The organism is Pseudonocardia sp. (genome assembly GCF_025965585.1).
Lineage (GTDB): Bacteria > Actinomycetota > Actinomycetes > Mycobacteriales > Pseudonocardiaceae > Pseudonocardia.
Genome location: NZ_JAOPWR010000118.1, coordinates 1 through 10,625 on the forward strand (window position 1 = coordinate 1; position 10,625 = coordinate 10,625).

Here is a 10,625-nt window from a genome sequence, read left to right on the forward strand (position 1 = left end):
CTCATGGTCATGATCTACGCCGGAGGGCACATCTCCGGCGGCCACTACAACCCCGCCGTGACCATGGCGGTGCTCGTGCGGGGCCGGATCGGGCTCAGCGAGGCCGTCGGGTACTGGATCGCGCAGCTCGTGGCCGGCCTGCTCGCCGCGGTGGTCGTCCGCGCGGTCATCACCCCGGCGGCGGCCACGACCCAGAACCTGTCCGGCCACGCCCTGGTGGCCGCCTTCGTGGCCGAGCTGCTGTTCACCTTCGCCCTGACCTACGTCGTGCTCAACGTCGCCACCAGCAAGGACCACCCGAACAACTCCTTCTACGGCCTGGCGATCGGTTTCACCGTCATGGTCGGCGCCTTCGCCGTCGGCGGGATCTCCGGTGGTGCGTTCAACCCGGCCGTAGCCCTCGGCGGGGCCGCCATGGGCCTGTTCGCCTGGCCGACGTTCTGGATCTACCCCGTGGCCGAGCTCGCAGCCGCGGTCGTTGCCGGACTCGCCTTCCGTGCCCTCAACCCCGACGACAAGTGATCCCGGCCGAGCGTCCGACCAACGGACAGCAGCCGCAGCCTGCATAGCGCACCTGCCGGCCGCCACCGGCCGGTCACCACCGACCCCTACTCGGCGCCGACAGCGTCGAGGCCGTCAGAAATGCGCGGAGTGATCAGGCCCCATCCGTTCGCATCGCGCTCAAGCGGAACCCGGTTCCAGCAATACGAGGAGACACAGCAGTGACGCAATCGAAGCCCACTCCGACCACGACCGACGCCGGTATCCCGGTCGCCAGCGACGACCATTCGCTGACCGTCGGGCCCGACGGCCCGGTCGTGCTCAACGACTTCTACCTGATCGAGCAGATGGCCAACTTCAACCGGGAGCGCGTCCCGGAACGCCAGCCGCATGCCAAGGGCGGCGGCGCGTTCGGTCATTTCGAGGTGACGGGCGACGTCAGCGCGTACACCAGGGCCGCGGTGTTCCAGCCCGGCAGCAAGGTCGAGAACCTGATCCGGTTCTCGACCGTCGCCGGCGAGCGGGGCTCACCCGACACCTGGCGCGACCCCCGCGGGTTCTCGCTGCGGTTCTACACGCCCGAGGGCAACCTCGACATCGTCGGCAACAACACCCCGGTCTTCTTCATCCGCGACGGGCTGAAGTTCCAGCACTTCATCCGCTCGCAGAAGCGCCGGCTGGCCACCAACCTGCGCGACCACGACATGCAGTGGGACTTCTGGACGCTCTCCCCGGAGAGCGCGCACATGGTGACCTGGCTGATGGGTGACCGGGGCATCCCGAGGACCTGGCGGCACATGAACGGCTACAGCAGCCACACGTACAGCTGGATCAACGCCGCGGGGGAGATCTCCTGGGTGAAGTACCACTTCATCAGCGACCAGGGGGTCGACTTCCTCCCCCAGGCCGAGGCCGACGACCTGGCCGGTAAGGACGGCGACTACCACCAGCGCGATCTGTACGGCGCGATCGAGCGCGGCGACCACCCGAGCTGGACGCTGAAGGTGCAGATCATGCCGTTCGAGGAGGCCAAGACCTACCGGTTCAACCCCTTCGACCTGACCAAGGTGTGGCCGCACGCCGACTACCCGCTGCAGGAGGTCGGGAAGCTGACGCTGGATCGGAACGTCACCGATCACCACAGCGAGATCGAGCAGGCCGCGTTCGCGCCCAGCAACCAGGTGCCCGGCACCGGGCTGTCCCCGGACAAGATGCTGCTGGCCCGCGGGTTCTCCTACGCCGACGCGCACCGCGCCCGGATCGGGGTGAACTACAAGCAGATCCCGGTGAACGCACCCAAGACCGAAGTGCACAACTACGCCAAGGACGGCGTGATGCGGGTGCACAACGCGACCGAGCCGTTCTACGCGCCCAACTCCAAGGGCGGCCCGCAGGCCGACCCGAGCCGCGCCGCCGAGGTGCACTGGGAGGCCGACGGCGAGATGGTCCGCTCGGCCTACACGCTGCGCCCCGACGACGACGACTGGGGCCAGGCCGGCACGCTGGTCCGCGAGGTGTTCGACGACGCCGAGCGGGACCGGCTGGTCGACAACATCGTGGGCCACCTGCTCGACGGGGTGACCGAGCCGGTCCTGCAGCGCGCCTTCGGGTACTGGCACAACGTCGACAAGGACCTGGGCGACCGGGTCGAGAAGGGCGTCCGCACCGGACAGTCCTGATCGGCGTCCCTCGCAGCGGCAGACGAGTGCCCGGCGCCCCGCGGGGTGCCGGGCACTCGCTCGTCGCGTATCCACCGATCGAAATCCCGCCGCAGGTCCGAGCCGTAGCTCGAGCAACTGCACCGACCACCGGACACCAGGAGAAACGGAGTGAACGACATGAACTGGCGCGATCGAGCGGCCTGCCGCACCGAGGAACCGGAACTGTTCTTCCCGATCGGCACCGGGCGGCGGTCGCTGGACCAGCTCGCCGAGGCCAAGTCCGTCTGCCGCGGCTGCCTCGTGGCCGGCGAGTGCCTGGCCTGGGCGGTGGGGACCGGCCAGAACTCCGGCGTGTGGGGCGGGATGACCGAGGACGAGCGACGCCGGCTCCGGCAGAGTGCGCTCCCGGGCACGGTGTCCGGCGGCGCTCGCGTGGACTTCCTGGTCAGGCCGCGAGCGCCTCGATCCGCGGGCGTGGGTTCGACCCCGACCCGGACCGAGCCCCCGACCCGGTAGCTGTGCGCCGCCGGACGGCATTCGTCCACCGGGGCCTCCGGCGCACGTGACGAGGCCTGATCGACCAGGCCGCTGTCACCCGGGTGCGGATCATCCCACCTCGTCCCCGACCCTGTGCGGCGTCCGGTCCATCAACTCGGCGGCGCCGTGCCGGAGCAGCATGTGGGCCAGCCGGCGACCGAGCGCGGCGCCGTCGCCGACCACTCCGGTCAGCTGCCCGCGGACCACCGCGGAGCCGTCCGGGGCCGCGATGACGCCCGAGAGGCGCAGCGCCGGTGCGGCTCCGGGCTCGACGATCAGCTCCGCCAGCGCGCCGACCGGCGCGGTGCAGCCGGCGTCGAGCGCGGCCAGGAAGCCGCGTTCGGCGATCGTCACCACGCGGGTGGGTGCGTGGTCGAGGGCCGTGAGCTGGGCCGCCGTCGCCGGGTCGTCCGTGCGGCACTCGACGGCCAGCACCCCCTGCGCCGGTGCCGGCATCAGCATCGCCGGGTCGAGGGGCGTGGCGTCGGCATCGAGCAGTCCCAGCCTCGACAGCCCCGCCATCGCCAGGACGAGGGCGTCGACCTCGCCGTCGGCAAGCTTACGCAGCCGGGTGTCGACGTTGCCGCGTATCGGCACGATCTCCGGTCGCAGTCCGAGGGCGCGGAGCTGAGCGGCCCGCCGGGGTGACCCGGTTCCGATCCGCACTCCGTGCGGCAGTGCGTCGAGGCCGGTCCCGCCCGGCCGGATCAGCGCGTCGCGCGGGTCCTCGCGGACCGGGAACGCCGCCACCCGTACCCCCGGTACCGATGCCGTGGGCAGGTCCTTGCAGGAGTGCACGACCAGGTCGACGTCCCCGCGCAGCAACGCCTCGCGCAGGGCGGTGGTGAACACCCCGGTCGTGCCGAGCCGCTCGATCGGCGCGGTCGACCCGTCCCCCGGGGTGCGGACCGTGACCAGGAAGACCGGGCGGCCGCACCGTTCACGCAGCTGCGCGGCGATCCGGCCGGACTGGGCCAGTGCGAGCGGACTGCCCCGGGTACCCAGCCGAAGCGGCCGGCGCGCTGAGGACGCGGTTGCCCTGACCAGGGATTCAGTCACGTCGTGGCCTCACTCGCACCCGTGTCGAACAGCTGTCGCAACGCTTCGAGATATATCGACCCCGCTGGATCGGTGGACAACTGCTTGGCCCGGACCGTCGGCTGGTGCAGGAACTTACGGACGACGCGATAGACCGTTGCCGCCGTCTCGGCCCGTTGCCGCTCGTCCAGGCCGGGGAGCCGCCCGTGCATCCGGAGCAGTTCAGCCTCGGCGAGCTGCCGGATGTGTGAGTGCATCGCCCCGATGAAGGGCGCCGCAGCCGCTTCGTTCAGCCGGTCGATGTACGAGACGACCTCGGCGGCGACGATGGCGCGGACCCGCGGGATCTCGTCCGGAACCTCTCGGTCCGCCAAGAGCCGGCCGAGCGCCTTGATGTCGACGAGCGTGACACCGGCCAGCCGCCCGACGGTCGGTTCGACATCGGGTGGCATACCCAGATCGAGCACGAACAACGGCCGGTCGCCTACCCGCTCCCGGGCCGCCCGCACCTGCTCGGCGAGCACCACGGGTACCACGCACCCGGTGGCCGTGATCAAGAGGTCGGAGTCGGCAAGCGTGCCGGGCACGTCAACGGCCTGCAGCGGCCTGGCGTGCACCGCCGAGGCCAACCTGACGGCTCCCGCCTCGCTGCGGCTCGCCACCGACAGCTGCCCCACGCCGGCCTCCCGCAGCAGCCGTGCCGCGAGCCTGCCTACGGCGCCGGTCCCGAGGACGACGGCATGGCGGGCGGCGAGCCCACCGAGGTGCGCATCGGCAAGGTCGATGCCGGCACGGGCCAGCGAGATCCCGGTGGTACTGATCGTGGTCTCCGTGCGCGCTCGCTTGCTGACCCGCAGCGCAGCGTCCATCAGGCCGCCGACGACGGGGCCGGTACTCCCCGCCTCGGCGGCCGCCCGGGCGGCGGCCTTGATCTGCGCGACGATCTGGTCCTCCCCGACGGCCATCGAGTCCAGCCCGCACGCGACCGAGAACAAGTGCTCGACGGCCGCGGCGCCGGCCCGGACTCGGGCCAGCCCCACGAGCTCGCCGATCGGGACCCGCCCGCGCGCCGCCAGCAGATCGGCGACGGCCCGGGTCACCGGCTCGATCGGGCCTTGTGTGCCCGCGTAGACCTCGACCCGGTTGCAGGTGGACAGGACCACCACCTCGTCGACGGCCGGCACAGCGTGCAGCCGGGCCACAACGTCATCGAGCTGTGTGGACGGCACGACGATTCTTTCGAGTATCTCGGCCGGGGTGGTCCGGTAGGACAGGCCGACGTTCACAATCGTCATCGCACATGACCATTCAGTCGTGGTTTCAGCACGTTCCGGTGGTGGGCGGAGCGGGGCGCGCAGCAGGTCACGGCGCCGCCGTCGCCGCACGGGCGAAGCCCACACCGAGCTCGGCCGCGCGATCGGCGGCCTCCGTGTCCAGGTCGGCCTCGATGTGATCGGACACGAGTCCGACCGGCGCCGCGATCACGGCCGGTGCGCCCACGCGACGCAGCGCCGCGATGTGGGCGATGATGTCCGGCTCGAGCCACGGCACCTGTGGCGGCCCCGAGCGGGACCGCCAGACGAGGTCGTATTCGGTCACGCCCAGTTCGACGGCGCCCAGCCGGGCGGCCTCGGCGATCCGCTCGGAGTAGCGGTGCCCGCCCTCGTGGGGCAGTCCGACGGCTGCCCCACGAGGGCGGGATGGAGTGCGCAGTGAACAACGGCCGCGCCGAGTCCTGCGGTTGCGATGGGAGAGTGGCCCGGGCGGCGCGCACAGCGTCGGCATTCGCGGTGACGAACCGGCGCACGCCGTCGCGCACCATCTCGCCCACGGTGTCCTCGACCATCGGGTACCGGTTGGGGTTTCCCCGCTACACCGGCAACGACGTGCGCTCGCGGACCGCGGCGATCAGCACCCGGTTGCGGGCGTCGAGCGGCGAGAGGCCGCCGAAGGACAGCACCGGCACTTCGTCCCAGTGGTCGCCGGCAGCCAAGTCCGAGCCTCTATTCCGGCCAGTCGGAATCCTGGATCACCTCGACGAAGTCGCCGCGCTGGAATCCGGGCACGAAGTGCTCCAGGACGTCGGCCTTCACGTTGCCGAACGTCGTCTCCGGGCGATTCTTGATCCCGTCGGTGAACGCCACGAGGATCTGCCGCTTGAAGTCCGGCCGCGGGTTCGCCTCGACGACCGCGGCACGCTGCTCGTCGGTGACCGCGTGATAGCCGATACCCAGCACGTCCAGCTCGACTCCACGCGTGACCAGCGCGATCTCCGGCGCCATGTGCAGCGGGACCTCCGGAGTGGTGTGCAGCGCGATCCCGGTCCACACGGCCGTTGCGGCGTCCTCGGCGATGCCGTGGCCGAGCAGGAACCTCCGCGCCTCGTCGGCACCGTCGATCTCGAAGCGCTGGTCGGTGCGCCGGTACTTCTCGGTCAGCCCGAGGTCGTGGAACATCGCGCCGACGTAGAGCAGCTCGGGGTCGTAGCGCAGCCCCTGCTCGCGGCCACGCAGGGCGCCGAACAGGTAGACCCGGCGCGAGTGGTTGAAGATCAACGGAGTGGCGGCTTCGCGGACGAGCTCGGTGGCCTCCGCGACGAGCGTCGTGTCGGGGATCTCGATGTCGGCAATTCGGGTGGGCATTCGTCCTCCTGTAGACGTTGATCGACGCGCGGCCGGGCAAGGACGTTCACTGGCTACGGACGGCCGCCAGCCGAACTGTCAGTACCGCTCGAGCATCACCGCGCCGCGCTGCCACGTCTTCACGGCCACCTTCAGACCCGCCCTCCCACTGGCCCGAACTTCGAGTACCCGGTAGCCGGAAGCAAGCAGCCGAAGACGCCGCCGTCACCGCCTCGGCTCAGCCGTCGTGAGCAGGCCATCGGCGTGGATTCGTGCAGTGGATGGGTGATCAGGGGTCGAACGACCGGGCCATCGGGACGGAAGTCGGACGGACAGGTACGCGCGGTCAGCCCTGGTTGCCGCCCAGGCGCAGTCGGTTCAGCCGCGATCGGCACACGCGGGTCTTCCCGTCGAGCTCGACGACATCGTTCGGTCCGCAGATCAGTACCGCCGGGAAGGCGGCCGAGTCAGCTCAGGGGCATGTCTGCGGTCAGCTCGGCGCGTTGGACCGCGAGCGGTGCCCCCGCGAGGTCCTCCTCATTGCAGAGCAACTTGACCTCGTAGTACGCGGAGCCGGCGCGGTCGTCATAGTCGAGATGGACCGCTATCACATCAAGCGGCTCGCCCAGCCACTGCTGCGCCGCCCGCAGCCACGCAGCGGACCGCTCGAGGGCGGTCGGCAGGTCGTCGTCGCGGAACTGGACCGGTCGGTAGGGAACCTGCTGCACCTCATCCCGAGGGTGCTCGGGACGAGGAAGGTCTGTCGCCACCCCCGAGTCGTCAAGGGCCAGTTGGACCGTCTTCTCACTCACCTACCCAGCGTGGCTCGACATGGCGGCACGAGCAAGCCCGGGCCCACGGACTGCCCGGCATCCTGGGGAGGTGGTGTCGGCAGCTGCCGTAGCTGTACTTCCCAGCTGCTCGCCGGCCGAGAAGGTCATCGCAGGTGACTTCGTGGGGCGCTCACGTGATCGACCCGTGGTTCGTCCTCGACGAGCTACGCGGATCCGTCGGTGTGGCTCAGGAACCGTGCCTGCGGGCGACGCCACCCCGTCGGGAGCGTCGGGTCGACCTCGATGGCCACCTGGCGGCGGCATCGGCCCCACAGATGTAAACTGAACGGTCAGTATCACTGTGAGCGAGGGTCCCCCATGCCCGTTGGTCCTACCGAGCAGAGTCAGGCACGAGCCCGCCCAGGCCGCCCCCGCAGCGAACAATCTCGCGCCGCGGTGCTGCGGGCCACGTCGGAGTTGATGCTCGAGGTCGGTCTGCGCGCGATGACCACCGAGGAGATCGCCCGCCGGAGCGGGGCGAGCAAGGCGACGATCTACAAATGGTGGCCCAACAAGTACGCGGTGGCCATCGAGGCGTTCCTGTCGGAGATGTTGGTCGAGTCAGCCGATCCCGATACCGGCTCCGCGCACGAGGACTTCCGTCTCGCGCTGCGGGGTCTGATCCGCTTCTACGCCGGCTCGAGCGGCCGGGTCTTCGCCCAGCTCGTCGGCGAGGCGCAGTTCGACCCGGAGGTCGCGGTGGAGCTGCGCGATCGGCTGGTGGGTTCTCGGCGGCAACTGGTGCGGGCGATCTGGGACCGCGGGGTGGCACGGGGCGAGCTGTCCCCCGACGCCGACCCCGAGGCCGCGATCGACCTCGTTTTCGGGCCGGCGATGTACCGGCTGGTCGCCGGGCATGCGCCGCTCGACGACGCGGCCGCCGACGCGATCGTCGACGTCGCCATGCGCGGCCTGGCTCGCTGAGACCGATGTCACGGATGGACGAGCGGAATCCGAGCTAGCCTTATTTCAAAACTAGACGTTCAGTTTTGAATGGAGGCAGCGATGAGGACCACCACACTGGGCCGCACCGGGCTGCGGGTCTCCCGGATCGCATTCGGAACCTGGCAGCTGGGCGGGGACTGGGGCCGGTTCGACGAGGCCGCGGCCCTCGCAGCGATCCGCCGGGCCCGCGAGCTGGGTGTCACCTTCTTCGACACCGCGCAGGCCTACGGGTTCGGCGCGTCCGAGCGGCTGCTCGGCACGGCCCTGCGCAGCGAGCTGACCCACGACCGGGATCAGCTCGTGATCGCCACCAAGGGCGGGCTGCGGATGACCGACGACGGCGTGGTGCGCGACGCCGGCCCCCGCTGGCTGCGCGCAGGCGTCGACGCCAGCCTGAAGGCTCTGGGGGTCGATCACATCGACCTCTACCAGGTGCACTGGCCCGACCCGACAGTTCCGGCCGTCGAGACGGCGGGCGCCCTGGGAGAGCTCGTCGCCGAGGGCAAGATCAGCCACGTGGGGGTGTCCAACTACGACGCCGCTCAGATGGCCGAGTTCGCCGCGACCCTGCCGGTGGAGACGCTGCAGCCGCCCTACCACCTGTTCCGCCGCGAGATCGAGGACGAGGTGCTGCCCTACACCCGCGAGCACGACCTCGGCGTACTTGTCTACGGACCGCTGGCCCACGGCCTGCTCACCGGCACGATGACCGAGGACACCACGTTCGCCGACGACGACTGGCGGGCCACCAGCACGGTGTTCACCGGCGAGGGCTACCAGCACAACCTGGCGGCGGTGCGCGCGCTGGAGAAGTTCGCCGCCGACCGCGGCATCACCGTGAGCCAGCTGGCCATCGCCTGGACGTTGGCGAACCCCGCCGTGCACGTGGCCATCGTCGGCGCCAGGCAGGCCCGGCACGTCGAGGACAGCCTGGCCGCTGCGGACGTCACGTTGAGCGCCGGCGACCTCGCCGAGATCGACACCATCATGGCCACCGCCGTCCGGGTCAGCGGGCCGTCCCCGGAGAGTGTGTGATGACCGCAGATGCACGTACCGTCGCCGGACGCCGAGTCGCGGTGCTGGGCACCGGGACCATGGGGGCCCCGATCGCCCGCAACCTGCTCCGCGCCGGGATGCACGTACGAGTCTGGAACCGCACCCCGGCCAAGGCCGAGGGGCTCCTCGCCGAGGGGGCGCTCCTGGCGTCCTCGCCGGCGGCCGCGGCGGCCGACGCCGACGTGCTGATCACCATGCTCACCGACGGCGACGCCGTCGAACAGGTGATGACCGGACCGGACGGCGCGCTGTCCGCGCTTCCGCCGGACGCGATCTGGGTCCAGATGAGCACGGTCGGGGTCGAGTGGGCCGACCGGCTCGCCGACCTGGCGGCCCGACACCGGGTGGCCTTCGTCGACGCCCCGGTATCGGGCAGCTCGCAGCCGGCCGAGAACGGGCAGCTGGTCGTCCTCGCCGCCGGCGCACGATCTGCCCGATCACGCCTCGAACCCGTCTTCGAGGTCCTCGGACGACAGATCCTGTGGCTGGAGCACGTCGGTGACGGCAGCCGGCTCAAGCTCGCGCTCAACAACTGGCTGTCGGTCCTGGTCGAAGGAATGGCCGAAACCCTCACCCTCAGCAGCGCCCTGGGGCTGAACCCGCACCTGTTCGTGGCGACCATCGCCGGCGGCCCGCTGGCCTCGCCGTACGCCACCGCCAAAGCCACCGCCATGATGGACGCCGACTTCGCCCCCGGCTTCCCCCTTCAGCACGCGGCGAAAGACGCCACGCTCGCCGCCGAGGCCGCTCACCACAGCGGAGTGGAGCTCCCACTCACCGCCGCCCTGCTCGACCGCTGGCAGCGGGCGATCGCGTCGGGCCACGGCCACGACGATGTCGCCTCGGCCATCACCGTCTCGCCCGCCCCACCAACGGTGTCGGCAACGGCTGAGCCGACTCCGGGATCGGCGCCGGGCGAGGGGCTCGTGCGCGCCGAGCCGTCGCGCGAGCGGCGCCGGGGGCAGCTCATGGTGGCGCCCTGCCGTGACCGCGCCGGGTGAGGCCACCGTGAGCACCGGCTTCCTGATCGCCGACGCCGCGGACGACTTCGCCCGCGTGCGGCGCCGGCAGGCATGGTCGCGGGTCGCGCGCCGGCTGTACCTCCAGCCCGCGCACGAGTCCGAGCTGCTCGCCTTCGACGACGTCGTCGGCGCACTCCCCTGCACTGGCGAGCGCGCCCTCGGCCTCCACAGCGTGGACGTCGACACCATCCTCGGCAGCGTCGGTCGCGTCGGCGACTTCGACCGCTGGTTCCGCCCGCGCCGGCCGGTCGACCGGCAGAGGTGGGAAGCTCTCGACCGGGCTGGCCGGGCCGGCGCGATCGTCCCCCCGATCGAGGTCTACCGGGTGGGCCGGGTGCACTTCGTCCGCGACGGGCACCACCGCGTCTCCGTCGCCCGCGCGCTCGGCGTGCGATCGATCGACGCGTTCGT

The 10,625-nt window shown here is 71.1% G+C and carries 10 protein-coding genes and 3 pseudogenes; 7 read left to right on the forward strand and 6 right to left on the reverse strand.

The window, feature by feature from the left end:
* The 3 genes and pseudogenes from JWR81_RS07325 to JWR81_RS07335 all read left to right on the forward strand — a co-directional run.
* The coding region (locus JWR81_RS07325) for an MIP/aquaporin family protein (protein WP_297648475.1) at window positions 1-522 on the forward strand (522 nt) is incomplete at its 5' end.
* A 200-nt stretch (window positions 523-722) separates the two neighbouring features.
* Window positions 723-2,180 carry a catalase gene (locus tag JWR81_RS07330; RefSeq protein ID WP_297648478.1) on the forward strand — a complete coding sequence of 486 codons (1,458 nt, stop codon included), beginning with the start codon at window positions 723-725 and terminating at the stop codon, window positions 2,178-2,180.
* A 159-nt stretch (window positions 2,181-2,339) separates the two neighbouring features.
* Window positions 2,340-2,558, forward strand: a pseudogene (locus JWR81_RS07335) (WhiB family transcriptional regulator); the annotation flags it as partial.
* Between the two features lie 210 nt (window positions 2,559-2,768).
* Here JWR81_RS07335 and hemC read toward each other — a convergent pair.
* The 6 genes and pseudogenes from hemC to JWR81_RS07365 form a co-directional block, all read right to left on the reverse strand.
* Window positions 2,769-3,758 (reverse strand): hydroxymethylbilane synthase, encoded by a 990-nt coding sequence (gene hemC / locus JWR81_RS07340; RefSeq protein WP_297648480.1) that lies wholly within the window; start codon window positions 3,756-3,758, stop codon window positions 2,769-2,771.
* On the reverse strand, window positions 3,755-5,032 hold the full coding sequence (gene hemA / locus JWR81_RS07345) for a glutamyl-tRNA reductase (protein WP_297648482.1): 1,278 nt from the start codon (window positions 5,030-5,032) through the stop codon (window positions 3,755-3,757). Before hemA ends, hemC begins: the two co-directional genes overlap by 4 nt.
* Before the next feature lie 79 nt (window positions 5,033-5,111).
* Window positions 5,112-5,463: pseudogene (locus JWR81_RS07350) on the reverse strand (ferrochelatase); the annotation flags it as partial.
* Window positions 5,464-5,607: 144 nt separating this feature from the next.
* Window positions 5,608-5,730 (reverse strand): hypothetical protein, encoded by a 123-nt coding sequence (locus JWR81_RS07355; protein ID WP_297648485.1) that lies wholly within the window; start codon window positions 5,728-5,730, stop codon window positions 5,608-5,610.
* A 10-nt stretch (window positions 5,731-5,740) separates the two neighbouring features.
* A complete protein-coding gene (locus JWR81_RS07360) occupies window positions 5,741-6,379 on the reverse strand; it encodes an HD domain-containing protein (RefSeq protein ID WP_297648487.1) in 639 nt (212 codons plus the stop codon).
* A 446-nt stretch (window positions 6,380-6,825) separates the two neighbouring features.
* Window positions 6,826-7,170 carry a hypothetical protein gene (locus JWR81_RS07365; RefSeq protein ID WP_297648490.1) on the reverse strand — a complete coding sequence of 115 codons (345 nt, stop codon included), beginning with the start codon at window positions 7,168-7,170 and terminating at the stop codon, window positions 6,826-6,828.
* Window positions 7,171-7,509: 339 nt separating this feature from the next.
* Between JWR81_RS07365 and JWR81_RS07370 the strand changes: the two genes are divergently transcribed.
* The 4 genes and pseudogenes from JWR81_RS07370 to JWR81_RS07385 form a co-directional block, all read left to right on the forward strand.
* Entirely contained in the window at window positions 7,510-8,115 is a 606-nt protein-coding gene (locus JWR81_RS07370) for a TetR/AcrR family transcriptional regulator (RefSeq protein WP_297648493.1), read from the forward strand.
* A gap of 81 nt (window positions 8,116-8,196) precedes the next feature.
* Entirely contained in the window at window positions 8,197-9,171 is a 975-nt protein-coding gene (locus JWR81_RS07375) for an aldo/keto reductase (RefSeq protein ID WP_297648497.1), read from the forward strand.
* Window positions 9,171-10,193 carry an NAD(P)-dependent oxidoreductase gene (locus tag JWR81_RS07380; RefSeq protein ID WP_297648500.1) on the forward strand — a complete coding sequence of 341 codons (1,023 nt, stop codon included), beginning with the start codon at window positions 9,171-9,173 and terminating at the stop codon, window positions 10,191-10,193. Before JWR81_RS07375 ends, JWR81_RS07380 begins: the two co-directional genes overlap by 1 nt.
* A pseudogene (locus JWR81_RS07385) lies at window positions 10,177-10,625 on the forward strand (chromosome partitioning protein ParB); the annotation flags it as partial. The gene JWR81_RS07380 and the pseudogene JWR81_RS07385, both read left to right, overlap by 17 nt.

Bases quoted from the DNA above. Each gene is read 5' to 3' on its own strand.
- hemA (WP_297648482.1), bottom strand. From the start codon at position 5,032: ATGACGATTGTGAACGTCGGCCTGTCCTACCGGACCACCCCGGCCGAG.
- JWR81_RS07360 (WP_297648487.1), bottom strand. From the start codon at position 6,379: ATGCCCACCCGAATTGCCGACATCGAGATCCCCGACACGACGCTCGTC.
- JWR81_RS07370 (WP_297648493.1), top strand. From the start codon at position 7,510: ATGCCCGTTGGTCCTACCGAGCAGAGTCAGGCACGAGCCCGCCCAGGC.
- JWR81_RS07375 (WP_297648497.1), top strand. From the start codon at position 8,197: ATGAGGACCACCACACTGGGCCGCACCGGGCTGCGGGTCTCCCGGATC.
- JWR81_RS07380 (WP_297648500.1), top strand. From the start codon at position 9,171: ATGACCGCAGATGCACGTACCGTCGCCGGACGCCGAGTCGCGGTGCTG.